The following is a 26,765-nucleotide window of genomic DNA, read 5'->3' on the forward strand; positions in this document are numbered from 1 at the left end:
TGCGCCCATGCTAGGCGGGTGGCGAGCGGCAATCTTTGGCAGCTTTGTCGGGAAACTGTCAAAGACTGTTAAGCCGCGATCAGAAGTCCCATTTGGTGGTGAGCATCAGGTTGCGCGGCTCGCCGTAGAACGTTGTGTCGAAGTTGCCCAGCCCGGTCAGGTAGCGTTTGTCGAAGACGTTATTGGCATTGACGGTGAAGCTCAAGTGCTCGTCGTACTGATAACGCGTCATCAGGTCGACGAGGGTGTAGCCGCCTTGTTTGATGCTTGTGTAATCGCCGGCCGGCGCGCTGTAGATCTTGCCGTAAAACGCGCTCTGCCAGCTCACGCCGCCGCCGACGGTGACTTTGTCGAGCATGCCCGGCAGGCGATAGGTGGTGAAGGTGCGCACGGTATGTTCAGGCTTGGTGGTCGACAGCGGATAACCGTAGATGCGCTGTTCATCGGCGTCACGGGTGCGCGCATAGGTATAGCCGGCGGAGACATTCCAGCCGTCGGCCAGCTCACCGGCCAGTTCCAGTTCAACACCTTTGGTGGTGGCGCCGTCGATGGCTTTGTAGATGCCTTCGTTGGTCACCGCGTTGGTGCCGATCGATTCGGCGACGCCATCCTGCTCGATGCGGAAGAACGCCAGGCTGGCATTCAGGCGACCGTCGAAGTACGCCGCTTTCAGGCCCGCTTCGTAGCTGTCGCCCTCGACCGGCGCGAGGGTCGAACCGTTGCTGTCCTTGTAGGTCTGCGGCTGGTAGATGCTGGTGTAACTGGCGTACAGCGAGTAGGTGTCGTCGAGGTCATAAATCACCCCGGCGTAAGGCGTGACAACGCCGTGTTCCTTGTAACTGGCGTGAGTGTCGTCGAGGCCGGCGCCCGGGTTGTAGCGGTAGTCTTCGTTGTACTTGAAGGTGCTCAAGCGGCTGCCGAGGATCACCGAAAGATCGTCGGTCGGGTGCAGGCGCGTGGCCAGGTACACGCCGTTCTGGCTCTGGGTGCGCTCGTATTTGCCGTTCTTCGGGAAGTCCTGTTTCGGCAGATTACCGTCCCAGTCGTAGATGCTGCCCGGCACTTGCGAGAAGGCGCTGGTGTCGTAGGTCGCACCGGTCTGGCGCGAGTGCGAGGTCATCACGCCGGCAATCAGCTCATGCTCGCGACCGCCCAAGGTGAACGGGCCGGAGACATTGACGTCAGCGGTGTTCTGCACGCGATGGCCTTCCCAGCGTCCCCAGTACAGGAACATGCCTTCGCCGCTGGCACGATTCGGGTTGCCGCCGCTGGCCGAGGCCAGGCGCGTGTCGTGATCGGTGGTTTTCTGATCGAGCGTGACCTTGAACTTCCAGTCATTGGCCAGCGCCTGTTCGAGCGAGGCGAAGTAGGTGATGTTGTCGAAGTCGCGACGGCTCCAGTCCGCGGCGGAGTTGAAGTGACGCGGGAAATCGGTGCGCCCGCCATCGGCGAAGTACACCGGGTTACCGGTCCACGAACTGCCGCGTGGGGTGGTGCTGGACTTGTCGACGCCGAAGGTCAGCAGGGTGTCGTCGCTGAGGTCGGCTTCGAGGATGCCGTAGAACAGGTCTTTGCGCTGGCTGTAGTGATCGAGGTAGGAATTCTTGTCCGAATACGCACCGATAAAGCGCCCGCGCACATTGCCGGAATCGGTCAGCGAACCGGAGATATCACCGACGGTGCGGTAGGCGTCCCACGAGCCGATGGTGCCGCTGATCGAGGCTTTGAATTCCTTGGTGGGTTTCTTGCGGATCAGGTTGACCGTGGCCGATGGGTCGCCGGAGCCGGTCATCAGGCCGGTCGCGCCTTTGATGATTTCGATACGATCGATGCTTGCTGCGTCGTCGCCGTTGTTGGGGTTTTCACCGTAGACGCCGTCGTAGGGAATGTTGATGCCGTCGTACTGGAAGTTGGTTATGGCCAGACCGCGTGCGGAGAACTCGGTGCGGTCGCTGTCGTATTTTTGCGTCGAAATGCCGGGGGTGTTGCGCAGTGCATCGCCGACGCTCTGCACGCCGCGATCATCCATTTGCTGGCGGGTGATCACCGTCACCGATTGCGGGGTTTCGCGGATCGACAGCGGCAGGCCGGTGGCCGAAGACATCGCGCCGGTGGTGTAGGAGCGGGTATCTTCGGTGGTGGCGCCGAGGCCCTGGGCGGAAATATTGGTCGCGCCCAACTGCAAAACCTGGTCGTTTTTTGCCGGCGTTTCAGCCGCGTGGGAAGAAAGGCTCAGCAGAGCGGCCGCAAGCGGGCACAAGGCAAAACGAAAACGGACGTGCGACATGGAGATCCCTTTGCATCGAATCGATCGGTAGTTGAAGTGCTTCTGAGGGGTTAACCGAACGAGTGAGGAAAAAGGGAACTGCAAAGCGCTAAAAGCTGGCAAAAATCTTGTGGGAGCTGGCTTGCCAGCGATGACGGCCACCTATTCAAAATCAATGTTGACTGTTCCACCGCTATCGCTGGCAAGCCAGCTCCCACAGGGGGCGAGGAATGCTGAAGATTATCTATCGGGTCAAACCGAGGCGTTCGTGCCATTGCGCGATGGATTCTTCTGGATAGACCTCGAACTGTTGATCCCCGGGCTTGGCCTCGACTTCGACCCATGGTGCTTTTGAACCGAGCATCAAATGGGTGTATTCCGGTGGCACCGGCAACGGCGTGTCGATGGCCGAGGCGAACGGGTGGATCAGTTCCGGCCACTCCGGGCTGAACAGCCATAGAGCACTGCCGCACAACGAGCAGAAATGCCGCTCGGCGGTGCTGCGATGAGCGCGTTTTTCGCCTTCGTACTTCATGCGCGCGTGGTAGATGCTGATGTGTTTGCGTCCGCGCACCTTGAGGCTGCTCGCGTCGCCGCCGAGGTTGATCGCATAGCCGCCACCGCCCTGAGTCTTGCGGCAGATCGAGCAGTAGCAGCGTTGATAAGGGTAGGGGTGGGCGCTGGTGAGGCTGAACGAAACCGCGCCGCAATGGCAGGAGCCTTCGAGGTGCATGGGTGCTCTCCGTTAGCAGGGGGGTGCGTTTGAGCCTAGAGCATTTTGCGCGACGCCTGCCGGTGTGATGCGACAGGCGCCGGCAGCGTCTAGCCCCAGTGTCCCCGCAATCCCATGGGGCGAGACTTCGGAACCCGGCATGCAAGCGCTGTTGAACGAGATCCTTGACGCTGTCCGGCCCCTGATCGGGCAGGGCAAAGTGGCTGACTACATTCCCGCCCTCGGCACCGTGCCGGCCAATCAGCTGGGCATCGCCGTGTACGGCAACGACGGTGAGATGTACTGCGCGGGCGACGCCGAGACACCGTTCTCGGTGCAGAGTATTTCCAAGGTGTTCAGCCTGGTGCAGGCCATCGAGCATTCCGGCGAGGCGATCTGGGAACGCCTCGGTCATGAACCGTCCGGTCAGCCGTTCAACTCGCTGGTGCAACTGGAATTCGAGCGCGGACGCCCGCGTAATCCCTTTATCAATGCCGGCGCGCTGGTGATCTGCGACATCAACCAGTCGCGCTTTGCCGCGCCAACCCTGTCGATGCGCGATTTCGTCCGGCGCCTGTCGGGTAACCCGCAGATCATGATCGACGGCAAAGTCGCCGATTCCGAATACCAGCACCGCGCGCGCAACGCGGCGATGGCTTACCTGATGCAATCCTTCGGTAACTTTCACAACGATGTCGAATCGGTGCTGCGCAGTTATTTCAGCCACTGCGCGCTGCGCATGAACTGCATCGATCTGGCCCGGGCGTTCTGTTTCCTGGCCAATGACGGTTACTGCAAACACAGCGGCGAGCAGATCCTCACGCGCCGCCAGACCCAGCAAGTCAACTCGATCATGGCCACCAGTGGCCTGTACGACGAGGCGGGCAACTTCGCTTATCGCGTCGGTCTGCCGGGCAAGAGTGGCGTCGGCGGCGGCATCGTCGCAGTGGTGCCGGGGCAGTTCACGGTGTGCGTGTGGTCGCCGGAGTTGAACGCTGCGGGGAACTCACTGGCGGGGATGGCGGCGCTGGAGATGCTCAGTTCGCGGATTGGCTGGTCAGTGTTCTGATCCGATCATCCATACACTGCAAAACCCTGTGGGAGCTGGCTTGCCAGCGATGGCGGTGGGGCTGGCTATATTAATGCTGGATGTGCCGGCCTCATCGCTGGCAAGCCAGCTCCCACAGGGGGCGAGGTGTTTGCGGAAGGTGTTTTTCAGCGAAAATTCCTATACATTTTCCGGCCGCCCTCTGCATGGTGAATCCGTTTCATGTCTCTTGCGCTCGAACGTCTAGTCGCTGGCACGCCGATCCCTTTCGCTGGTAACCGCGTGACCGTGGTCAGCCCCGAACTGGCGGCGCGCTTTCAGCCCGGTGACCACCTGTTGGTGGAGCAGGTGAGTGGCGAGCTGTTGCTGATTCCGGTGGCGGATCAACAAGCGGCGTCAGTGGCCATCGAGCGCGCCGCTGCGGCGTTTGCTGCGTTGTCGGCGGTGTCCGACGAGGCGATCAGTCAGTTCTTCGATCTGTTTGCGCAGCGTCTGGAAACGCCCGATTGCTGGGCGCAGATCGCCGCCGCCAACCTCGCCGATATCGAGCGGGCCAAGGCGCGCGGACGCTCCACCACGCGTCTGCTCGCCGATGAGCGCATGCGCGGCGACATGATCGCCGGCCTGCGGGCGTGGCGCGATGCCCCGGCAACGCGCGGCAAAGTCATCAGCAGCGTTGAACACGAGGGCTGGAAGGTCGAGCAAGTGGTGTCGCCGCTGGGCATCGTCGCGTTTGTCTTCGAAGGTCGCCCGAACGTGTTTGCCGACGCGGCCGGCGTTTTGCGCACTGGTAACACGGCGGTGCTACGGATTGGCAGCGATGCACTGGGCACCGCGCAAGCCATCGTCAAGCATGCGCTGAACCCGGCGCTGGCAGCGGCCGGTTTGCCGGCGGGTGCGGTGTCGCTGGTCGAAAGCGTCAATCACGCGGCCGGTTGGGCGATGTTCGCTGATCGGCGTCTGTCGTTGGCGGTGGCCCGTGGATCGGGGCGCGCGGTCAGTCAGTTGGGCAGCATCGCTCAGCAGGCAGGGACGGCGGTCAGCCTGCACGGCACCGGTGGGGCGTGGTTGATTGCTGATCGTGATGCCGACGCCAAACGCTTTGCCGCGGTGGTGCGCAACTCATTGGATCGCAAGGTCTGCAACACGTTGAACGTCTGCCTGATTCAGCGCGACCGCGCTGCAGAATTGCTGCCGCTGTTCCTCGATGCGCTGAAGCAAGCGGGTAGCGCACGCGGGCAGGGCTGTAAATTGCACATCGTTGAAGGCAGTCAAAGTTACCTGCCGAGCGAGTGGCAGAACGCAACAGTCGAGGTCTACCGCGCCGAGGGTTATCAGACCGAAGCACTGGCCGAGCCACTGGCGGAATCTGACCTTGGCCGTGAGTGGGAATGGGAAGAGACCCCGGAGGTCAGTCTGATGATCGTCGACGATCTGGATCAGGCGATTGCGCTGTTCAACCGCTACAGCCCGCAATTCACCGTGTCGCTGATCAGCGAAGATGCGCAGGTTCAGGAACGCTTCTACAACGCGGTCAACGCGCCGTTCGTGGGCAATGGCATTACCCGCTGGGTCGACGGACAGTACGCGCTGAACAAGCCGGAGCTGGGGCTTTCGAACTGGGAGAGCGGGCGGTTGTTTGCGCGCAGTGCGATTCTGTCTGGCGATGGCGTGTTCACGGTACGCAGCCGCATGAGCCAGATCGACCTCACCGTAAAACGCTGAAAATGCCTCATCCTGGTTGATCCACACCGGTCCTGTGGCGAGGGGATTTATCCCCGATGGCGCGCGCAGCGGCCCCAAGAGATTGGGCCTGCTGCGCAGTCCATCGGGGATAAATCCCCTCGCCACAAGTTCTTTTTCACCTCAGCGGATTTGTATCAGGCGGCTGCGCTGGTGTTTGCCTGAATGGCGCACGTCGTCGGTTGCTCGGCCAGCGACACAAAAGTGCGGCGATCCGAAGACAGTGCATCGATCGAGCCAGTCTCGATGTCGTACACCCAGCCATGCAGATTCAGCAGGCCTTTTTCCTGGGCCAGGCGCACGCTCGGGTGGGTCTGGATGTTCGCCAGTTGCGCGATCACGTTTTCACGCACCATCGAACTCAACTTCGCCGCGTCATTGGCATGCGGCCGTGCTTCATTCACCACTTTTGCCGATTCGGCATGCTGCAGCCAGCCGCTGACGGCCGGCAGGTGATCCATGCATTTGCACTGGGCAATCGCGGTCATTGCGCCACAGTCCGAATGGCCGCAGATCACGATGTCGGTCACGCCCAGTACCGCCACAGCATATTCCACCGTCGCCGAAACACCGCCCGGATGCGGGCTGTAGGACGGCACGATATTGCCGGCGTTGCGGATCACGAACAGCTCACCGGGTTCTTGCTGGGTCAGCAGTTCCGGCACCACACGGCTGTCGGAACAGGTAATGAACAAGGTGCCAGGCTGCTGGGTGGTCGCCAGATGCTTGAACAGTTCGGTGCGTTGCGGGAACGCTTCGTTCTGGAATTTCAGGAAGCCATCAATCAGGTTTTTCATGGTGTTGTCCTCTCAGTTCGAGCAACCGCTGCCGAATTCGCTGAATTGCAGAATGTGTTTGCCGCCCTGGCTGTCCAGGTAAGTCATTTCCACCGGAACCACGCCACAGACGTCGGCAACCGGGGTAATGCTCAGCACTTGCGCAACGTCCAGTTGCATGCCGTAGCGGTAGGCGACGGCCTCATCAGCGGCAAATGCGTGGGCGCAAAAGCCGCCTAGCAGGGCCAGGGTCAACAGAATTTTATGCATGGAGCAGCCTCCAGACGCAGGTGGTGACGATGTGCAATTGGGGGTTGGATGGCCCGCACGCGAGGTGCGGGCCGGGATGGATCAGAACGGACGCAGTGGCAGGAACTTGCCGTCGAGGGTGACCACGGCGCGGGAGCCGCCTTCCGGGTCTTCGACTTTCTTGATGTCCAGTTTGAAGTTGATCGCGCTGATGATGCCGTCGCCGAATTGCTCGTGAACCAGCGCCTTGAGGGTGGTGCCGTAGATCTGGATCATCTCGTGGAAACGGTAGATGGTCGGGTCGGTCGGCACACCGCTGAGGCTGCCACGCAGCGGGATGATTTGCAGGGCGGCGACGTCGGCGGCGTCCAGCTCAAGCTTGTCGCCGACCACTTCGGCGGCGTTTGCCGGCAGCGGATGTTGGCCGAGCAGGGCGGCGGTGACGAAGGCCAGGCTGAGGCCGGTGTCGTCAGCGAGAGCCTGCCACGACAGATCTTTGCGTGCCTTGGCATCGAGAATGCGGGTGGTCAGGGCCAGGCTGGTGTCGTTGTAGGCGTGGGACTGTTGCATGGTGTCACTCCTTTCAGGGGTTGGCTTGCTGTGTGGGATTCATCTTCTGCCGATTGATCCATAGCGTCCAAGACCCATATACAATGCTGCGCATAAGTCCTGCCTATAGATGGTGATCCCCATGCTGTTGCGACATTTGCGTTATCTGCTGGCCGTGGCCGATCACGGCGGCTTCACCCGTGCGGCCGAGGCGTTGCATGTGTCTCAGCCGACCTTGTCGCAACAGATTCGCCAATTGGAGGAAACCCTGGGAGTAAACCTGTTTGATCGCACCTCGCGCACGGTCAAGCCGACCGATGCCGGCGAGGCTTATATCGAATGCGCGCGGCGGGTGCTGGTGGAGCTGGAGGCGGGCAAGCGGGCGTTGCATGACGTGAAGGATTTGTCCCGGGGCACCTTGCGTCTGGCGATGACGCCAACGTTTATGGCGTATCTGGTCGGGCCGCTGGTGCGCGATTATGTTGCGCGCTTTCCGGGGATTCACCTGGAGATCTTCGAGTTGTCGATGGACGACATCGAGGCGGGACTGGCGGATGACTCGCTGGACATTGCGATCGCCTTCACACCGGTGCGCAATCCGGACATCGAGTGCATTCCGGCGTTTGTCGAGACATTGGCGGTAATGGTCGGGCGCGAGCATCCGTTGTACGACAGCACGTCAGTGTTGATGCCGGAAGACCTGGCGCAGTTGGATTTCGCTTTGCTGGCACCGGACTTCATTACGCGGTTATCGGTGGATGAGTATTTCCGTCAGCACGGGATTACGCCGCAGGTGCGGATCGAAGTGAACTCGGTGAGTACGTTGCTGGAGGTGGTGCGGTGTTCGCCGATGGCGACGATGTTGCCGGAAGCGATCGCGACAGAGGATCGGGCGTTGCGCCGGTTGCGGGTCGAGAGTGAGGCGCCGCAGCGTGGGGCGGCGTTGTTGCGGCGGCGCAATAATTACCACAGTGCGGCGGCGGTGGCATTTGTGGATTTGGTGTTGGGCATTGAGAGCCCCTCACCCTGACCCTCTCCCAGAGGGAGAGGGGACTGACCGAGGTGTTTGTGCGATTTACGACGACCTGAAAGTTTTGAGCCGAACTAAAATTTGAACGCAGCGCAAATCGGCTCCCTCTCCCTCGGGAGAGGGCTGGGGTGAGGGGCTACAATTCCACTCACGCCAAACAATGCAAGCGAACAAAAAAAGGCCTGCTTCCTTTAAGGAAGCAGGCCTTTCAATTATTTAATTACTAACTCAGCAGAACCGATCAATCACCCGTACTTCGTTTTTATTCTGCATCGAGTCCCACGCCTGTTTCAGCGTCTGCAGCACATTACCGATGAAGTCTTTATCGGCTGCGGCTTTCTTGCCGACATAACCGTGGCCGCGACGGTACATTTTCAGGCGGGCCAGCAGGTTCTGGTTGTTGCGGTCGAATTCTTCTTCACCCGCATGAGGCGCCAGGCAGTCGATATGCACCTGACCCGACTTGCTGATCCACAGAATATGGCTGTCGTGGCTGTCTTTTTGCGCAGCGAACATACGAGCCAGTTCTTCGATAGTAGGTTGATTGTTCAGATTCATGATGTTGCCCCTTGACCAGTCTGGTGATCTTTCAAAGTTGATTCGCTAATACAGGTAGCCCATCGGTTAGTTGATCCCTGGCACCGAAACCAGGACGTCAGCGGTCGCCCGTGATAAGTACGGGGTCATGCGTCTGTTGCATGTAGTCGTGTTGAATAACTGCTACGCAATAGCGTCACAACGAGGAGAAGCAGCGAAAACCGGGAGGCTCCTTGACGACATTTTCAGTGTCGACCACAAGCGTCTTGAGAATTTTCGCCAGCGCTTCTCGTCCTTGTACTGGACGTTCGGGCCAGGTCAGCTTCTTCAATCTGCCTTGTGGGCAGCGTGTATCCGGAAAAAACAACTCGGCGGTCAGACGAGTTTGCTCAAGCGTGTTACCAAATGTTCCCGATCGGGGAACGTCTTCATCATGCAAAAGCAAAACGACGCCGTCAACGGTTTTGTAGTGATTATTTTTGAGCACTACATATTGTCGGACAAAGCAGTTCTGGAATGAGAAAGGATCCGTTCAGGCAACGGAAAAGGGCGCACACAGAACGTAGAACGTGCACGGATAACCGTCCACTTCACACTGCTGCTGAGTGAATTCGCCGCCGCTCAATGCAGGGATCAGCCCGGCCCAGAAGCGCTGTGCAGGCCGGTTGGCGTCGATATGGAAAATTTGCCACTGACCGGGGATTTTGCTCAAGAGGGCAGAGACGACAAACTGCGCGACGCCTTGGCCACGAAAGCGCCGCGTGAGGAAGAAGTACCCAATGTTGTGCTCGGCGCCGGCGATGTGGGTTGTGTCGTCTACGGTGACGAAACCGGCGAGTTCGCCGTCGACGCGAATCAGGAAGGGTCTGGTTGCCGGATGGCGCCAGTAATCGTCCTTGGGCTGGATGCTGAAGAAACCATGCTCGGCCAGCTTCAGGGGCAGCCATTGGCTGAAGTCGTACATGTAGAACTGCATCAGGTTTTCAATGGTTTGCAGTTCATCGCGTTGGGCGGGGTGTAGTTCGATGGTGGGCATTTGGATTAACTCCCGGCGGTGATGAACCCGTTACAACACCTGTGGCGAGGGGATTTAGCGAAACGTCGCACAGCCCCGATGGGGCACGAAGCGGCCCCGTAGGTGGAGGAAAGCTGGGGCCGCTTCGCAGCCCATCGGGGATAAATCCCCTCGCCACAGAATCCCCTTTGCCACAGAATTCCATTTGTCACAGGATACGTCGTCGCTACCTGGCGGTGCGTTTGGTTGTGCCGGTAGTTTTGCTACGGGTCGATTTGCGTTTCTTCTTCCACGGTGCAGCCGCTTTGCCGGCAGGCGGTGGGCCGCTGATGGTCAGGCTCAGGCCGGAGCAGCGGGTGACTTGCTTGCTCATCCACGCTGCCTGTTTGGTAACGAACTCTTCCAGGCTCATCTCGCCGCTCTGCACCATGTCCAGTGCCTGTTCCCAGATCGCCGTGGTGCCCGGGTCGGCAATCGCACGGGGCACGGCGTCGATCAGGCTGAAAGCAGCAGGCGTTGCCGCCAAGGCCTTGCCGTTTTTCACCAGATAGCCGCGATCCAGCAAACCCTGAATGATCGACGCACGGGTGGCTTCGGTGCCGATGCCGGTGGTGTCCTTGAGTTTCTGTTTGAGCAGTGGATCCTCGACCAGTTTGGCGACGTTCTTCATCGCCTTGATCAGATCACCCTCGGTGTAGGGCTTGGGCGGTTGCGTCCACAAATCCTTGAGCTTCACCCCGGCGACGGCGCACTCGATGCCCTGGCTCAGTGTCGGCAATGTTTGTGGCGCTGGAGACTCACGCCCCTTGGCGGGGGCGAGAGCCTCGGGCAAGGCGCGTTTCCAGCCCGGTTCAATGATCTGCTTGCCGACTGCGCGCAGGGCTTCACCGGCGCAATCGAAATCGGCCTGGGTGCGATCGTATTCGTGGTTGGGCAGAAACTGCGCCAGATAACGCGCGCGGATCAATGTGTAAACCGCACGGTGCTTGCCGCTCAGGCGCTCAAGATTTTTCGCGGCGGCGGTGGGGATGATGCCGTGGTGCGCGCTGACCTTGGCGTCGTTCCATGCCCGGGAACGGCGCTGCGGGTCAAGAAAACCGTTCAACGCCTCAAGGCTTGGGTCGGCCTGCCGCAGCGCCGCGAGAATCCCCGGTGCCTCGCTGTGCTGACTCAGGGGCAGAAAACCGCAATCGCTGCGCGGATAGGTGACAACTTTGTAGGTTTCATAAAGCGCCTGGGCGATGTCGAGGGTCTCCTGCGCGCCAAGGCCGAGTTTCTTCGAGCAGACTTCCTGCAAGGTGCCGAGATCGAAGGGCAGGGGCGCCACTTCGCGCATCCGCTCGGTTCGCAGTTTCACTACTCGCGCACTGGCGGCACTGCTGATGGCCGCTGCCGCTTGTTGCGCCAGTGCCTGATTCAGGCAGCGCTCCTGATCGTCACAAGCATCCGAAGGCGCCCGCCACTGCGCGGTAAACGGCGTCCCTTCATGCAGCAATTCCACATCGATCGCCCAAAATGGCACCGGCACGAAATCGGCGATGCTGCGATCACGATCCACCACCAGCCGCAATGTCGGCGTCTGTACCCGACCGACCGGCAACACACCTTGATAACCCGACTGCCGGCCGAGAAGGGTGAACAGGCGACTCATGTTCATGCCGATCAGCCAGTCCGCCCTGGAGCGGCCGAGTGCCGAGTGATACAGGCTGAAGGTCTCTGCGCCCGGTTTCAGTGCAGCGAGCGCTTTGCGGATCGACGCCTCGTCGAGCGCCGATAACCACAACCGGCGGATCGGCCCGCGATAGCGGCAGTGCTCGACCAGTTCCCGGGCGATCATTTCGCCCTCACGGTCGGCGTCGGTGGCGATGATCAGTTCGCTGGCCTCGCCGAGCAGGCGTTTCACCGCTTTGTACTGGATGGCAGTGCGCGGCTTGACGGTCATTTTCCATTTGTCCGGAATGATCGGCAGATCCGCCAGCACCCAGCGCTTGTAGCGGGCGTCGTAGGCATCCGGCGGTGCAGTTTCCAGCAGGTGGCCGATGCACCAGGTCACCGTGACGTCCGTTCCCAGCCAGCAGCCGTCGCCGCGACGTCTGGCGCCGAGCACGGCCGCAATGTCTTTGGCCTGGGAAGGTTTTTCACAGAGGTACAGCCGCATAACCACCATCGTCGATCAATGTCCGCAGAGGTGCACAGAATGGCCGGAGTTGGCGCCACGGGCAACTTTTATCTGTATGGATATACAGATAAAAAGAGTTGCGGGAAATGACGGGTAATTCGGGGGCACCGCACAGCACTATTGAGAAATTGATTAGTACCCGGTTTGCAGCTGTGTCAGGTTTTTTGGCGATTCACAAACGCGAGTGACAGGACGATCTCGCCAGGAGATCGCCGTGGTCTGTCGACACTGACTACTCAGAAACAAGGAAGTCCACCATGGCTCAAGCCAAAGCGAAAACCAGCAGCGCCTACGATGAAATCAACACCTTCAGCCACTTGTATGACCGTGGTGTCGGGCTGGTCAATGGCAAACCGTCGTTCACCGCCGATCAGGCCGCTGACGAAATCCTGCGCAAGAACCTGGCGTGGGGCGACAAGAATGCTGACGGCAAAATCGACCTCAGCTACACCTTCCTGACCGAGAAACCCGCGAACTACAACCCGAAACTCGGCAACTTCAGCGAGTTCAGCGCCCTGCAAAAGGCGCAAGCCGTGTTGGCCATGCAATCCTGGGCCGATGTGGCCAAGGTCACGTTCACTGAAGGCAAGGGCGGCGACGGCCACATGACCTTCGGCAACTACGACGTGAGCACCGGTGGTGCCGCGTTTGCTTACCTGCCGAGTGGCGGCAGCTACGACGGTCAGTCGTGGTATCTGATCAACGATCAATATCAGGTCAACAAAACCCCTGGCACCAACAACTACGGGCGCCAGACCCTGACCCACGAAATCGGTCACACCCTCGGCCTGTCACACCCGGGCGCCTACAACGCCGGCAATGGCAGCCCGACCTACAACGACGCCAAATACGCTGAAGATACCCGTGGCTACAGCCTGATGAGCTACTGGAGCGAAGCCAACACCGACCAGAACTTCAGCAAGGATGGCAGCGGTGCGTACGCGTCGGCGCCGTTGCTGGACGATATTGTTGCGGTGCAGAAACTCTACGACGCCAACTATGAGACTCGCGCCGATAACACCACCTACGGTTTCGGTTCCAACGCCGGGCGCGATTTCTACAGCGCCACGTCGGCGTCGTCGAAACTGGTGTTCTCGGTGTGGGACGGTGGCGGTGATGACACCCTGAATTTCTCCGGTTTCACCCAGAACCAGAAGATCAACCTCAATGAAGGCTCGTTCTCCGATGTCGGCGGCCTGGTGGGCAACGTTTCGATTGCTTACGGTGTGACCGTGGAGAATGCGGTGGGCGGTTCGGGCAATGACCTGCTGATCGGCAATTCGGCGATCAACCATCTGTTCGGCGGTGCCGGCAACGACATCCTTTACGGCGGTGGCGGCGCGGATGTGCTGTGGGGCGGCGAGGGTGCAGACACTTTCGTGTTCGGCGCGGCCAGCGACTCGACCAACAACCAGCCGGACTGGATCATGGATTTCAAAAGCGGCCTGGACAAGATCGACCTGTCGGGCATTGCCGAGTTTGCAACGGGTGCGGCTACGCTGAACTTCGTCAGTAATTTCACCGGCCATGCTGGCGATGCGATCCTGACGTACTACGCGCAGCACGGTCAGACCGGGCTGCTGGTCGACCTGACGGGGCAGGGGCAGGTTGATTTTGCCGTGGGTGTGGTGGGGCAGGCGGTGGCGACAGACATTGTTGCGTGATTTGCTGACTCTGTAGATTCAGGGCATGCATGCCTCCTGTGGCGAGGGAGCTTGCTCCCGCTCGGCGGCGAAGCCGTCGCAAAATCGAAATTCGCGTTATACCTGACACACCGCGATTGTTGATTTTGGGGCCGCTTCGCAGCCCAGCGGGAGCAAGCTCCCTCGCCACAGTTCGTTCATGTCCTTGGAGAAACCCATGAAAAGCTCCGGCCCCAGCCCCGTCATCTCCCTCGAAGAACTCCCAGGTTGTCTGTTGGTGAAGTTCCACGGCATTCAGGTTGCCGCCTCTTCCCACGTACTGGTGCTCAACGAGGCCAACTACCCGCCGGTGTACTACGTCCCTCGCGAAGACATCGACGAAAAATATTTCGCCCGTACCGACCACACCAGTTATTGCCCATACAAGGGCGATGCCAACTACTTCAGTCTGCAGATACCGGGGCATGAGGGTGCGAATGCGGTGTGGACTTACGAGAATCCGAAAGTGTCGGTGACAGCGATCCGTGATTACGTGGCGTTTTATCCGGATCAGGTGAAGTTTGAGGTGATCAAGGCTGAAACTTGAAGGGAACAGCCCGCCACTGCGTGAGCGGTGGCGGGCCTGGGGTTATTTGCCTTTACGCTTGGCGGCGGGTTTGGCTTTGGTCGTTGTCGCTTTGCGGGTGCGATTGGTGTGCTTGACCACAGGCGGCGGTGGCGCGGCAACCCATTGTGCCTGAGCAGGGGCCGGCAGGGTTGATTGCGAGGCCGCCAGCGATTGATCGAGCTGCTGGAATGACGCCAGTGCATTGGCTTTGGCTTCGCTCAGGACGGCCGCGAGTTTTGGCGTAAGCAGCGAATCCATCTTCTTCTCGAAGACAGCGGCCATGCGTTTGTAGGCAAGGGCATTGAGGTGCAGTTCGTTGATCCAGTCTTCGTCTTTGATCAGGTCGCGCAAATCCAGGTAGTGGACATCTGTATTGCTATCGGCGACGGATTTGAGCATGTCATTGAACTGGTCGATGAAGTCCGCGACGATCTTGCGTTGTATCTGCGGGTCCATGATGTTCTTGCGCGTCAGAGACGGGCGAATCCACGGCCCGATGAATCGATAGTTACCGAAATTGACCACGCCTTTTCCCGTGGGAATGGCGCGGCCGTAACCGTGGAAAATGATTTTGGTTTTGGGGCTGACGGCTTTGACACGCTTGATCATGTCTTCGTAACTGCCGCGAAACACCCGGTCGATGGTGTCGTTGACGTAATTGGTGCGCAGCAAGGACGGGGGCGAGGAATCAGCGTGGTTCAGGAAAGACGCAAACTCATCGCCGGCGATGTCATTGCCACCGGCGGAGAACAGAAAAAACGCCGGTTTGGTGCTTTTGATTTCAGCCAGCACATCGGCCAACTCCACCGGTTTGCGTGTCCACGAGCCTTCCTTGATCTCTGTGCCGTACACCATGTTTTCCAAGGTGTCGCCGCCTGTGGCGAAGCTCTTGATCTTGTAACCGGACGTCAATTTCAGCCACTTGATGATGTCCACGCCGGGCAAATAGTCGAACCAGGAGTCACCCTGTGCCACGACGTCCACGCCATTGGAACCGAAGAAAAATCCTGCAGCGGCACCCGGTGCCACTTTTTGTGCCGGCTGATCGTGTTGCCAGATCGCCAGATTGATTTTCGCTAATGCATCTTCACTTTCGTAGTTCATGTCGGCAGTCCTTTTTTATCGGATAAAACGCACGGGAACCGACAGTTCGCGGGTTCCTGTCATTGAGTCCGAACGACGTCTTGAAGGTGCTGCTACGTCCAGACTTTTCAGCACTTCGGCGGCGCGACAGGTGCCGTGGGGTCAACGCCAGATTTGCAGGCTGATCGCGCCATGGTTGTTGAAATACATTGGCCTTACATCGTTGGCGAAACACCTGAGTTGACCGGATGTCGTTGCCACCCAGCCGACCGGCCAGCGCAGGCCATCACCGATGGCGAAGAGGCTCTGTGGATTCTTATCGATCGAGCCGATCAGTGTGAACCACGTGGCGTCTTGCGCCTTGCAACGCAGTAAACGCTCGAACGGCTTGAGATGTGCCACCGCTGCACCATTGGGATCGTGTATCTGTCGCCAGTCGAGCCAGACTCCACTGGCGCGGAAAAAATAGCGTTCGCCGGCGATCAACATGACCGGTGTCGGGCACCAGGGATCGTTCGCCTGGATGTCGACGGTATGCAACAGTTCTTGAGCGCCCAGAGGCGCGATCCGGGTGGCTGGCACGTGATTCTCCAGACTCAGTAATTGAGGTCGATCAGCGGCTGATGCAGAGCCTCATCGGGGCCGAGCTTGAGGATCGTCTTCAAGGTTCTCGTCATGGCGGTCAAGTCATTGTCAAAGCCACCGTGGGACGTATCGGCCTTGATGTTCGGCCCGTAGGTCATTTTCGCATCGTTATAGATGTGCAGAGTCTTTGCGAAGCTGGCGGCGAGGCCGTTGCCCGTGGCGGCGAAGCCTGAAGGAATATTGTTGTTCCAGTAGAAGTTGTTCCATTGCAGCGTCATGTCCTGAGCGGCAATGTTCCATTCGCAAGCATCGGGCTTGCTGAAGTCCAGGTACGCGCCGTCGAGACTTTTGGCCATGCCCAGCAGCGGCATGCGCTGCAACTCTTCATAGGAACGGGAGACGAGATAAAGCAATGACTTGTTGTAAACACGAATGACGTTATCGGCCTGTTCGCGTTTGTCGGACATGATGTGCAAATGGAAGTTTTCGCGCTCAAGGCCGCCGTTTTCGATGACTTTGCGATAAGTGCGATTGGCGAAGTCGAGCGTGCAGGCCGGTGCCAGCAGCGTCGAAGTGGCAATGGGCAAGCCCCGTGCCCAGAGCAATTGAATCAGATGACCATTGATCAGCGAGCCTGCCGAGTGGCCAATCAAGTGCAATTCGACGCGAGTGGCGCCCAGATCCCCTACCAGTTTTTTCAGATTGTCGGCCATTTCCAGCAAGCCGCGTGGGGTGAAGCTCGCGATTGAGGCGGCTTCCGCGTTTTGTTTCATCTGGCTCCATTGGTCGCCGCCGAGTTTTTTCGTGACCATTTCCACTGTGCGGTCGAGTCCCTCAACGGCTTTGTCCTTGATCACTTTCAAGATGTCGCCAAACCCCCCGGACTCTGGAAACAAGCCGGGGAAGGTGTCTTTGACGATATCTGCCAGGGTTTCCAGAATCCCGGTGCGCCAAGTGACAAAGAGCGGATAAATCCCGTTCTCGAGGAAATAGGGCGCCATCGCACAAATGCGGCTGATGGAGTCCTTTTCCGAATTGATTCCCCCGTGGGAAAACACAGCGATGCGCAGCACCTTCGGCTTTTGCGCGGCTGGCAGGTTGTCATACCAGGCCTTGGGCGCCTGGCGAACAATCCGTGCCACGCCCGCACGAACGTTTTCAACATCGGTCAGGCGCGGGCCGATGCTGCCATTGTTTTCCATGACCACGGTCAGCCCGTAAGCCTGATCCGTGGTCAATGCCGGTGGACCCTTGCGATCCGGTTGGCGCGAGTCGGCGGACAGCAGAGAGACCCCATCGCGTTTGGCGCTCGATTGCGGCAAGGCATTGCGAAATACTGATTGCTCATCACTTTGGTTTTTGGAAGGTTTTGCATTACGTGAAGCCGCACCGTGCTTGATCGGCACCCCCAGTGCGACGGCCCAGGCGTCAGTGCCGTTGGCCAGCCAGTCTTCGTACGTCAGGATCGCGAAACCCGAGAATCCCCATTGAGTGGACCAGGAGTTCTGTACGATGAAACCTTCATGGGTGTAGCCGATCAAGGCAAATGCATGTCCACCTTTGGCTTTTGGCTTCCATCTGATGACAGGCAATTGCGCGGTACTTTGAAAGGCCTTGGCTTCACCCTTGGAGCTGATCGCCCAGCCTTCATGCACCGTGGCTGAAACGTAAAGTGCGCCGGTTTCATACAGCGCTGCCATCATGGCGGTGATGTCGTCCTTTTCGACCCGGTAATAGACGCCCAAGGGGCGCGTCACCGCATCTTCAGCCCAATTGGCGGCAGGGGCCTCGAATGCCGGCACGCTGCCGTCGGGGGCAACGGAGTAAGGCCACAGGCTTTTTTCGCAGACGCCGTGTTTGTGCCAGCCCTTCAAGGCTCCGCGACAACTGGAACCCGAATAGTCTTCGCCAGGCCATTCGTCATACAGTTTGGCCAGGTGGTAGAGCTGACGTGGGCTGGTTTGCACCGATTCAGCGTCCCGCCGCCACAACAGATAGTTGATGACCGCTGAGAGACCGAACCCGGTGCAGGCGCCTTCTTTTCCCTGAAAGAGCACCATTTGCCTATTCAGGTAATCGGCCAGTTTTTCGGTGACGTCCTTGTCCGATGGGAAAGATGCCGGCAGTGATTGCACACGGGCGGTGAAGATCCGGTCACGGAGGTCGAGGCGGTCCGGCCGGGCGTCGAGCGTAATGGTGGAATCGGGCAAGGAAAAACGTGTAGCAGGCATGGGAGTGTCCTCAATCCAAGAGGCATGATCCCCCACGTCACGAACGCTTTTCTGCGTCGCAGGGCTTTTGTGTGTGGTTTATCGTAGACGAGATTTTGCCAATGCAAAGGGCATAGCGAGAGAAGTTTTTGCCGGCATTGGGGACGCTGGCGGTGTCGGCGGCATCTGACTGTTTCAGTGGTGAGAGAGCCAGCCTCTCACCACTGAATTCAATGTCCGATCAGGGGTTCAGTTCTTGTCCAGATCGATATTCTTCGTCTCACGCAGACAGATCATTCCCACCACCAGGCTCACCCCGGTAATCAACACCGGGTACCACAGCCCATAAAAAATATCCCCGGTGTACACCACCAGCGCAAACGACACGGTCGGCAGAAAACCGCCAAACCAGCCGTTGCCAATGTGGTACGGCAGGGACATCGAGGTGTAGCGAATACGCGTCGGGAACAGCTCGACCATCAGCGCGGCCAGCGGGCCGTAGCACATGGCGGAGATGATGATCAGCGCCACAATCAGCGCGACGATCATCGGTTTGTTGATCTGCTGCAAATCGGCCTGTTGCGGGTAGCCGGCGAGGGTGATCGCGCCGCGCAAGGCCGCTTCGTCGAAGCCGTCGAGTTTCACATCGCCCACGCTGACTTGCACAGCGCTGCCGGCCGGCGCGGCGGCGCTGGAGTAGGGCAGGCCTTGCTTGACCAAGAAGGTTTTGACCTTGTCGCATGGGCTGTCGAATTTGGCTTTGCCCACCGGGTCGAACTGGAACGTGCAGGTGGCCGGGTCCGCCAGCACGGTGATCGGTGCCTGACGGCTGGCCTGATCGATCGCCGGGTTGGCGTAATGCGCCAGGGATTTGAAGATCGGGAAGTACAGCGCCGTCGCCAGCAACAGGCCAAGCATCAGCACCGGTTTGCGTCCGACCTTGTCCGACAGCCAGCCGAAGAAAATGAAGAACGGCGCACCGATCACCACACTGATGATCAACAACGTGTTGGCCACCGCCGGGTCCATTTTCAGGAACTGGGTGAGGAAGAACAGCACATAGAACTGCGCTGCGTAGAAGGTCACCGCTTGCCCGGCGTTGATGCTGAACAGGGCGATCAGCACCACTTTGAGGTTTTCCCATTTGCCGAAGGATTCGCGGATCGGCGCCTTCGAGGTTTTGCCTTCCTCTTTCATCTTCAGATACGCCGGCGATTCGTGCAGGCTCAGGCGAATCCAGGTGGAAATGCCCAGCAGCACAATCGACAGCAGGAACGGAATCCGCCAACCCCACACTTCAAATTGGTCGCCAGTAAAGTAACGGCAACCGAGCACCACCAGCAGCGACAGCAGCAGGCCGAGGGTCGCGGTGGACTGAATCCAGCTGGTGTGGAAGCCGCGCTTGCCGATCGGCGCGTGTTCCGCCACATAAGTCGCGGCACCGCCGTATTCACCGCCGAGGGCCAGGCCCTGAAGCATGCGCAACACCACCAAAATGATTGGTGCGGCGATGCCGATGCTGGCGTAGGTCGGCAACAGGCCGACGCAGAACGTCGCTACCCCCATCAGGATTATCGTTGCGAGAAAGGTGTATTTACGCCCGATCATGTCCCCCAACCGACCGAACACCAGTGCCCCGAACGGCCGCACGATAAAGCCTGCGGCGAACGCCATCAGCGCAAAGATGAACGCCGTGGTGTCGTTGACCCCGGCGAAAAACTGCTTGCTGATCACCGCCGCAAGGGCGCCGTAGAGGAAGAAGTCATACCACTCGAACACTGTGCCCAGTGATGAAGCGAAGATGACTTTGCGTGTATCCGGGCTGGTATCCGTGCTGTGCACGGCGTCCAGCGGTTGAGCGTGTTCTGACATATCGGTATCCCTCACAGTGATTGTTTTTGTTGTTCCACTGGTGTTGCGTGTCCGGGTGATGCGCGATGCCTTTGGTCTGTCGTAAAAACCTGTGGGAGCGGGCTTGCCCGCGATTGCGGTGGGTCAGCCAACTTCGATGTTGAATGTCATACCGTCATCGCGGGCAAGCCCGCTCCCACATTGGGACTGTGTACAGGTCCAGCCAGGATCAGTTGCGCCGCTTTTTCGGCAATCATCAGCGTAGGCGAGCAGGTGTTGCCCGAGGTGATGCGCGGCATGATCGAGGCGTCGGCGATGCGCAGCCCGGGAACCCCGTGCACACGCAACTGCGCATCGACCACCGCGTCGCCGTCATTGCCCATGCGACAGGTGCCGACCGGGTGAAAAATCGTCGTGCCGATTCTGGCCGCTGCTTCATGCAGTTGCGCTTCGCTTTGCAGGCTGTCCCCGGGTAAATACTCGACCGGTTTGAACGCGTGCAGGGCCGGCGCGCTGACGATGCGCCGGGTCAGACGAATCGCATCGGCGGCCACGCGCAGGTCTTCGGGATGGCTTAAATAGTTGGGCTGAATCAGCGGCGCTGCTTGCGGATCCGCCGAGCGGATTTCTATGCGCCCCCGGCTCTGCGGACGCAGATCGCACACCGAAGCAGTGAACGCCGGGAAGCTGTGCAACGGCTCGCCAAAACGCTCCAGCGACAACGGCTGCACGTGGTATTCCAGATTGGCGGAAGTCTGCTCCGGCCCGGAGCGGGCAAACGCACCCAACTGACTCGGCGCCATCGACAACGGCCCGCTGCGGTCGTACAGATAACGCAGGCCCATGCCCATCTTGCCCCACACGCTGCCGGCGATCTGGTTGAGGGTGCGGGCGTTTTCCAGTTTGTAGATCAGTCGCAGTTGCAGGTGATCCTGCAGATTGCCGCCGACCCCCGGCAGTTCATGAATCACGCCGATACCGAGGCGTTCCAGCAGTGGCCGCGGGCCGATCCCCGAGCGCTGCAAAATGCTCGGCGAGCCGACAGAACCGGCGCACAACACAATCTCCTTGCGCGCCTTGAAGCGTTTCACCTGGCCTTCGTGGCGGGCGCTGACTTTCGATGCGCGACCGTCCTCCAGCAGCACGCGATCCACCTCAACCCCGGTCAACACCGTCAGATTGGCGCGATTGCGCACGGGTTTGAGAAACGCCTTCGCCGCGTTCCAGCGCACGCCGGCCTTCTGGTTGACCTGAAAGTAGCCGCAACCTTCGTTGTCGCCCTGATTGAAGTCGTCGATGCTGGCGATGCCGCTCTGTTCGGCCGCACTGCGAAACGCGTCCAGAATCGGCCACGACAAACGCTGTTGCTCGACCCGCCACTCGCCCTTGGCGCCGTGAAATTCGGCGGCGCCGGCAAAGTGGTTTTCGCTTTGTTTGAACAAGGGCAGAACATCGTTCCAGGTCCAGCCCGGATTGCCCTCGGCTGCCCAGCCGTCGTAGTCGCCAGCCTGGCCGCGCATGTAGATCATGCCGTTGATGGAGGAACAGCCACCGAGCACTTTGCCGCGCGGATAGCTCAGGGCGCGACCTTGCAGGCCGGATTGCGCTTCGGTCTTGAAGCACCAGTCGGTGCGCGGGTTGCCGATGCAGAACAGATAGCCGACGGGGATGTGAATCCACGCATAGTTGTCGCGTCCGCCGGCTTCGAGCAGCAACACGCGCTGCTGCGGATCGGCCGACAATCGATTGGCCAGCAGGCACCCGGCAGGGCCGGCGCCGACCACGATGTAATCGTATTCATCAAGGGAAGTCTGCATTCCCTGACCTCGCTTTTTGTTTTTATTGTCGGACACTCTAGTTGTTAGATTTCGTCAAAAGAATGTTAGTTTTTGCGCAGCCGCTGTGCGTTTTTAAACAGCCTTGACTGACCATAGCTGACAAGGACACCCCATGTTCGACTGGAACGACCTGCGGTTTTTTCTCGAACTGCAACGCAGCGGTCGCCTGCTCACCGCCGCCCGCCGCCTGAACACCACTCACGCCACCGTCGCCCGCCACATCGAGGCCATCGAAAAAAGCCTCGGCACCGCGCTGTTCGTCCAGCACGCCCAAGGCTACGAAATGACCCCGGCGGGGGAGGCGCTGCTCAAACACGCCGAAGCCATGGAAAACGTCGCGCTGCTGGCCCAGGAAGAAATCACTCAATCCACCGCCCCACTGGGCAAGATCCGCGTCGGCGTGACTGAAGGGCTCGGCGTCAAATTTCTCGCCAGCCGCATGATCGGCCTGTTTGAACGCTATCCGGGGCTGGAAGTGGAACTGGTCGCGGTGCCGCGTTTTGTCAGCATTCTCAACCGCGAGGCGGAGATCAGCATTCATCTGGAACGTCCGGCGGCGGACATGCTGGTCACACGCAAACTCACCGACTACCGCTTGGCGCTCTACGCCAGCCAAAGGTATCTCGACAACGCACCACCGCTGCGCAGCCGCGAAGACCTCGGGCGGCATGCGTGGATCGGCTATGTCGATGATCTGCTGTTCAGCCAGGAACTGATGTTCCTCAACAGCTTCTGCCGCAGCCCTCGCGTTGTGTTTCACAGCACCAGCGTCATCGCCCAGCAGGAAGCAGCGCGCTCGGGATTGGGCATTGCGGTGTTGCCGTGCTACATGGCGGCTGCCGATCCGGATCTGGTCGCGCTGCTGCCGGATGAAAGCATCGAGCGCAGTTACTGGATCAGCACGCGGCGCGAGTTGCACAAGTCGGTGCGGCTGCGGGTGGTCTGGGATTATGTCGTTGGCCTGTGCGAAGCAGAGCAGGGCCTGTTACGCGGATAGTGCTAGCTGCATCAAAACCTGTGGGAGCGGGCTTGCCCGCGATGACGGACTGACATCCAACATCTGCATCGACTGATCCTCCGCTATCGCTGGCAAGCCAGCTCCCACAGGATGCTTCGGTGTCGGGCAAATCCGGGCTTGAATAATATATGGATATCCGTATATTCGGCGGTCCATATGTACGGCGCACCCCTGATGATCACGCCCCCCGAAGTCTTCAAAAGCCTGGCCGACGAAACCCGCGTCCGCGCCACCCTGCTGATCGCCGATCAAGGCGAACTCTGTGTCTGCGAGCTGATGTGCGCTCTCGACGACAGCCAACCGAAAATCAGCCGCCACCTCGCGCAACTGCGCAGCAATGGCTTGCTGCTGGATCGTCGTCAGGGTCAGTGGGTTTATTACCGGCTCAATCCAGATCTGCCGGACTGGGTTCACCAGATCCTGCAGGTGACGTCGAAGGCCAACGCCGACTGGCTCAAGGACAACGCTTCGCGCCTGCGGCACATGGATAGCCGTCCCGTCCGCGAAGCTGCGTGCTGCTGAACCCCAATTGCCAGGAATTTTCCAATGCGAGTCTTGTTCATGTGCACGGCCAACAGTTGCCGCAGCATTCTTTCCGAAGCCATGTTCAATCACTTGGCGCGCCCGGGATTCGAGGCGGTGAGCTCCGGAAGTTTCCCCAAAGGCCAGGTGCTGCCGCGCAGTCTTGCCACGCTGCAACAGGCCGGCATCTCTACCGATGGCTTGTACAGCAAAGGCAATGACGCCTTTGAAAACAACCCGCCCGACATTGTCATTACCGTGTGCGACAAGGCCGCCGGTGAAAGCTGTCCCGTGTACTTCGGCCCGGCCCTCAAATCCCATTGGGGGCTGGAAGATCCGTCCGCTGTGATCGGCGACGATGTCACGGTGGATGCGGCGTTCCGTGCCACGCTGGCGAACATCGAGCGCCGCTGTGCAACCTTTCTCGGCCTTCCTTTCAAAACGCTCAGTCGTGCTGAGCTCCAGCGTGAGCTGGATCGTATCGGCTCACTCTAAGCCGGAGGACATATGTCAGAACATCTGCCCAATCTTGACCCCAGCCTGTTCGAAGGCTTGAAAACCTCAACTTCGGGTGAGCACAAACCGCGCATTCTGTTGCTCTACGGATCAACTCGCGAACGCTCATTCAGCCGCTTGTTGGTGGAAGAGGCCGCACGGCTGCTGGAGCATTTCGGCGCCGAGACGCGCATCTTCAATCCGTCCGGTCTGCCATTGCCTGACGATGTCCCCGTCGACCACCCGAAAGTGCAGGAGCTGCGCGATCTGGTGCTGTGGTCGGAAGGCCAGGTCTGGTGTTCGCCGGAGCGTCACGGTGCTATGTCGGCGGTGTTCAAGGCGCAGATCGACTGGATTCCGCTGGAGCTTGGCGCGGTTCGCCCGACCCAGGGCAAAACCCTGGCGGTGATGCAGGTCTGTGGCGGCTCGCAGTCCTTCAACGTGGTCAATCAACTGCGCGTACTGGGCCGCTGGATGCGCATGTTCACCATCCCCAACCAGTCTTCGGTACCGAAGGCCTACATGGAATTCGACGATGCCGGGCGGATGAAACCGTCGCCGTTCTACGACCGTGTCGTCGATGTGATGGAAGAACTGGTGAAGTTCACCGTGCTGCTGCGCGACCGTCAGGAGTTTCTGGTCGATCGCTATTCGGAGCGCAAGGAAAGCGCCGAGCAACTGATGGCGCGGGTCAATCAGCGGTCGATTTGAAGCTACAGTTACGCGTTTCAGCTAGGGCGGTGGCTCGCGGGTGCTGCGCTGCGCCGAAGGGCGCGGCCCTCCGTCAGGGATCGACAACGTCGCCCGCAATCCGCCCTCGGCGCGATTGATCAGCGTAATCCGCCCACCCAAGCGCGTTGCGATGGTGTTGACGATGGTCAGCCCCAATCCCGCCCCCTGCACGTTGCCACGGCTGTAGAACCGTTCAAACAACCGTGCCCGATCCGCCTCATCAATGCCCGGCCCCTGGTCTTCGACGCTCAAATGGCAGAAGCCATCGGCTTGCCTCAGTGTCACGGTGATCACACCGTGCTCCGGGGAAAAGTTCGCAGCGTTGGTTATCAGGTTGTTCAGGGCAATGTCGATGGCGGCAACACTGGCCATGACGTGGAACGGTTTGGCACTGTCTTCGAAGGCCAGTTCCAGACGCTTGCTCAGCAGCCACGGCGTCAGTTGCACGAGGCTGTTGCGCACGGTGTCGCTGAGATCGATACGTTGCAGCGGCGGCGGATCAGGTTTGGGTTCCAGGCGCGCCATGGTCAGTAACTGGTTGACGAGGCGGCTGGTACGGTCGACGCCAGCGATCAGAAAAGCCAGCGAGTCGCGGCGTTCCTGTTCGGTACCGGCTTCCAGCAGGTTTTGCGCATGCACCCGCAGCACCGCCAGCGGGGTGCGCATTTCGTGGGCCGCGTCGGCGATGAAGCGGCGTTCGCGACCGAGCACTTCCTGGATCTGCGCGAGCATTCGGTTGAGCGCGGCCTGCATCGGTTCAAGTTCGCTGGGTAACGGTGTCAGTTGTAACGGCTCCAGTGATCCACTGTGACGTGCGCGCAGGGTTGCGGCCATGTTCGCCAGTGGCTTGAGCCCCCAGCCAATGGCGAGCCAGACCATCGCCGCCAGCATCAGACTGCCCAACACGTTCGGCCACAGCGTGTGGCGAACGATGCGGTCAACCAGATCGGCGCGCACATCGTCACGCTCGCCGACCCAGATGCGCAGGCCGTTCTGTTTGTCTTCCAGCAGAAATGCGCGCCATTGCCGACCTTTCAAATCCACCACGTCACTGAAGCCGGGCAGGGTGGGCGGGGCGGTGAAGGAGGGCGCACTGGCGGTGTGTACCAACACTTCGCCTTTGGGATTCCACACCTGAAAGGCGATTTTGCTTTCGTAAGGATGGCCATCCACCCGTGGCTTGGCTTCGCCGAGGGCCTGATTGAACGCCTGATACAACTGCGTGTGCTCGGTACTCGCCATCGGCATGCGCATCACGCCTTGCAGCAGTCGGGCGTTCTGCGCCAGTTGCGCATCGTAGACTTCGGCGATTTCGTGGTTGCTGTCATGCAGATTGAACGTACTGAGCACTGCCAGGCCGGCCAGCAACAGGCCGATGATCAGCGTCAGCGTGCGACGGCGGATCGAGGTCATCGGCGCTCCTCCACCAGATAACCCACGCCACGGATGGTACGGATCAGGTCAGTGCTGAACTTCTTGCGCAGGTGATGGATGTGCACTTCCAGGGTGTTGCTTTCCGCTTCTTCATTCCAGCCGTAGAGCAACTGAATCAGTTGATCGCGGGTCATCACCCGGCCCGGCGGCGAGAGCAGTTCATGCAACAGCTGATATTCCTTGGGCGTCAGCGCCACGGGCTGGCCTTGATAACTGACCTGCTGGGTGCCGGGGTTGAGACTGATTCCGGCGTGCTCGATCAGCGCCTGAGCGCGTCCGGCACTGCGCCGCAACAGCGCGCGCAAACGCGCTTTGAGTTCGGCCAGATCGAAGGGTTTGACCAGATAGTCGTCGGCGCCGGCATCCAGCCCGGCGATGCGGTCTTCGGTAGCATCGCGGGCGGTGAGGATCAGCACCGGCAGATTCGAACCGCTGTCGCGCAGACGCCGCAGCACGTCGAGGCCATCCATGCGCGGCAGACCGAGATCGAGCACCGCTACGTCGAAGGTTTCACTGAGCAGCGCATGTAGCGCGCTGCTGCCGTCCCTGAGCCAATCGACGGTGTAGCCTTCGCGGCCCAATGCCTGATGAATGCCTTCACCGAGCGCCACATCATCCTCAATCAGTAGTAAACGCACACGGA

General features: G+C 59.8%; 25 protein-coding genes. 9 read left to right on the plus strand and 16 right to left on the minus strand.

The annotated features are described in order from the left end of the window. Positions 1-79: 79 nt before the first annotated feature. Positions 80-2,287, minus strand: coding sequence for a TonB-dependent siderophore receptor (locus KI231_RS11515; RefSeq protein ID WP_213028295.1), 2,208 nt, complete (start codon positions 2,285-2,287; stop codon positions 80-82). A 223-nt stretch (positions 2,288-2,510) separates the two neighbouring features. Continuing rightward, complete coding sequence (locus tag KI231_RS11520; protein WP_213028296.1) at positions 2,511-2,999, minus strand: GFA family protein; 489 nt, start codon at positions 2,997-2,999, stop codon at positions 2,511-2,513. Positions 3,000-3,138: 139 nt separating this feature from the next. On the opposite strand from KI231_RS11520, the gene glsB reads away from it, so the two are divergent. Then, complete coding sequence (gene glsB, locus KI231_RS11525) at positions 3,139-4,047, plus strand: glutaminase B (RefSeq protein WP_103303355.1); 909 nt, start codon at positions 3,139-3,141, stop codon at positions 4,045-4,047. A gap of 201 nt (positions 4,048-4,248) precedes the next feature. Then, complete coding sequence (locus KI231_RS11530) at positions 4,249-5,751, plus strand: aldehyde dehydrogenase family protein (protein ID WP_213028297.1); 1,503 nt, start codon at positions 4,249-4,251, stop codon at positions 5,749-5,751. Positions 5,752-5,906: 155 nt separating this feature from the next. Here the strand turns inward: KI231_RS11530 and KI231_RS11535 are convergent, their stop codons facing one another. The 3 genes from KI231_RS11535 to cynS form a co-directional block, all read right to left on the minus strand. Continuing rightward, positions 5,907-6,566: a carbonic anhydrase gene (locus KI231_RS11535; RefSeq protein WP_213028298.1), complete on the minus strand. Its 660-nt coding sequence runs from the start codon at positions 6,564-6,566 to the stop codon at positions 5,907-5,909. Positions 6,567-6,578: 12 nt separating this feature from the next. After that, entirely contained in the window at positions 6,579-6,815 is a 237-nt protein-coding gene (locus tag KI231_RS11540; RefSeq protein WP_213028299.1) for a DUF2790 domain-containing protein, read from the minus strand. 81 nt (positions 6,816-6,896) lie between these two features. Continuing rightward, the gene (cynS, locus tag KI231_RS11545) at positions 6,897-7,364 is read right to left on the minus strand and encodes a cyanase (protein WP_103303359.1); all 468 of its coding nucleotides are present in this window, start codon (positions 7,362-7,364) and stop codon (positions 6,897-6,899) included. Between the two features lie 121 nt (positions 7,365-7,485). On the opposite strand from cynS, the gene cynR reads away from it, so the two are divergent. Further along, positions 7,486-8,373 (plus strand): transcriptional regulator CynR, encoded by an 888-nt coding sequence (gene cynR, locus KI231_RS11550; protein WP_213028300.1) that lies wholly within the window; start codon positions 7,486-7,488, stop codon positions 8,371-8,373. 228 nt (positions 8,374-8,601) lie between these two features. On the opposite strand, the gene KI231_RS11555 is transcribed toward cynR, so the two are convergent. From KI231_RS11555 to KI231_RS11570, 4 genes are all read right to left on the minus strand, one after another. Beyond that, on the minus strand, positions 8,602-8,931 hold the full coding sequence (locus KI231_RS11555; protein WP_103303361.1) for a hypothetical protein: 330 nt from the start codon (positions 8,929-8,931) through the stop codon (positions 8,602-8,604). A 175-nt stretch (positions 8,932-9,106) separates the two neighbouring features. Beyond that, a complete protein-coding gene (locus KI231_RS11560; protein WP_158249168.1) occupies positions 9,107-9,397 on the minus strand; it encodes a hypothetical protein in 291 nt (96 codons plus the stop codon). 45 nt (positions 9,398-9,442) lie between these two features. After that, complete coding sequence (locus KI231_RS11565) at positions 9,443-9,946, minus strand: GNAT family N-acetyltransferase (protein ID WP_213028301.1); 504 nt, start codon at positions 9,944-9,946, stop codon at positions 9,443-9,445. Between the two features lie 205 nt (positions 9,947-10,151). Then, on the minus strand, positions 10,152-12,083 hold the full coding sequence (locus KI231_RS11570) for a DNA topoisomerase III (RefSeq protein WP_213028302.1): 1,932 nt from the start codon (positions 12,081-12,083) through the stop codon (positions 10,152-10,154). A 278-nt stretch (positions 12,084-12,361) separates the two neighbouring features. On the opposite strand from KI231_RS11570, the gene KI231_RS11575 reads away from it, so the two are divergent. Continuing rightward, on the plus strand, positions 12,362-13,768 hold the full coding sequence (locus tag KI231_RS11575) for a serralysin family metalloprotease (protein WP_213028303.1): 1,407 nt from the start codon (positions 12,362-12,364) through the stop codon (positions 13,766-13,768). A gap of 196 nt (positions 13,769-13,964) precedes the next feature. Then, positions 13,965-14,333, plus strand: coding sequence for a DUF427 domain-containing protein (locus tag KI231_RS11580; RefSeq protein ID WP_103303365.1), 369 nt, complete (start codon positions 13,965-13,967; stop codon positions 14,331-14,333). A 42-nt stretch (positions 14,334-14,375) separates the two neighbouring features. Here the strand turns inward: KI231_RS11580 and KI231_RS11585 are convergent, their stop codons facing one another. From KI231_RS11585 to KI231_RS11605, 5 genes are all read right to left on the minus strand, one after another. Further along, positions 14,376-15,458: an SGNH/GDSL hydrolase family protein gene (locus tag KI231_RS11585; RefSeq protein WP_103303366.1), complete on the minus strand. Its 1,083-nt coding sequence runs from the start codon at positions 15,456-15,458 to the stop codon at positions 14,376-14,378. Positions 15,459-15,599: 141 nt separating this feature from the next. Beyond that, entirely contained in the window at positions 15,600-16,019 is a 420-nt protein-coding gene (locus tag KI231_RS11590) for a hypothetical protein (protein WP_103303367.1), read from the minus strand. Between the two features lie 14 nt (positions 16,020-16,033). Next, positions 16,034-18,253: a C1 family peptidase gene (locus KI231_RS11595; protein ID WP_213028304.1), complete on the minus strand. Its 2,220-nt coding sequence runs from the start codon at positions 18,251-18,253 to the stop codon at positions 16,034-16,036. Positions 18,254-18,481: 228 nt separating this feature from the next. Beyond that, the gene (locus KI231_RS11600) at positions 18,482-20,104 is read right to left on the minus strand and encodes an MFS transporter (protein ID WP_213028305.1); all 1,623 of its coding nucleotides are present in this window, start codon (positions 20,102-20,104) and stop codon (positions 18,482-18,484) included. A 146-nt stretch (positions 20,105-20,250) separates the two neighbouring features. Further along, on the minus strand, positions 20,251-21,900 hold the full coding sequence (locus KI231_RS11605) for a GMC family oxidoreductase (RefSeq protein ID WP_213028306.1): 1,650 nt from the start codon (positions 21,898-21,900) through the stop codon (positions 20,251-20,253). Positions 21,901-22,033: 133 nt separating this feature from the next. On the opposite strand from KI231_RS11605, the gene KI231_RS11610 reads away from it, so the two are divergent. The 4 genes from KI231_RS11610 (at position 22,034) to arsH (ending at position 24,667) form a co-directional block, all read left to right on the plus strand. Beyond that, positions 22,034-22,918, plus strand: coding sequence for a LysR family transcriptional regulator (locus KI231_RS11610; RefSeq protein ID WP_213028307.1), 885 nt, complete (start codon positions 22,034-22,036; stop codon positions 22,916-22,918). Positions 22,919-23,113: 195 nt separating this feature from the next. Then, positions 23,114-23,461 carry a metalloregulator ArsR/SmtB family transcription factor gene (locus KI231_RS11615; RefSeq protein ID WP_213028308.1) on the plus strand — a complete coding sequence of 116 codons (348 nt, stop codon included), beginning with the start codon at positions 23,114-23,116 and terminating at the stop codon, positions 23,459-23,461. 24 nt (positions 23,462-23,485) lie between these two features. Next, positions 23,486-23,956: an arsenate reductase ArsC gene (locus KI231_RS11620; protein ID WP_213028309.1), complete on the plus strand. Its 471-nt coding sequence runs from the start codon at positions 23,486-23,488 to the stop codon at positions 23,954-23,956. 12 nt (positions 23,957-23,968) lie between these two features. After that, positions 23,969-24,667 carry an arsenical resistance protein ArsH gene (gene arsH / locus KI231_RS11625; protein ID WP_103303373.1) on the plus strand — a complete coding sequence of 233 codons (699 nt, stop codon included), beginning with the start codon at positions 23,969-23,971 and terminating at the stop codon, positions 24,665-24,667. A 21-nt stretch (positions 24,668-24,688) separates the two neighbouring features. On the opposite strand, the gene KI231_RS11630 is transcribed toward arsH, so the two are convergent. Beyond that, a complete protein-coding gene (locus KI231_RS11630; RefSeq protein WP_213028310.1) occupies positions 24,689-26,101 on the minus strand; it encodes an ATP-binding protein in 1,413 nt (470 codons plus the stop codon). After that, on the minus strand, positions 26,098-26,760 hold the full coding sequence (locus KI231_RS11635) for a response regulator (protein ID WP_103303375.1): 663 nt from the start codon (positions 26,758-26,760) through the stop codon (positions 26,098-26,100). Before KI231_RS11635 ends, KI231_RS11630 begins: the two co-directional genes overlap by 4 nt. Positions 26,761-26,765 lie beyond the last annotated feature (5 nt).

Source organism: Pseudomonas sp. Seg1 (assembly GCF_018326005.1).
In the GTDB taxonomy this organism is placed as follows: Bacteria; Pseudomonadota; Gammaproteobacteria; order Pseudomonadales; family Pseudomonadaceae; genus Aquipseudomonas.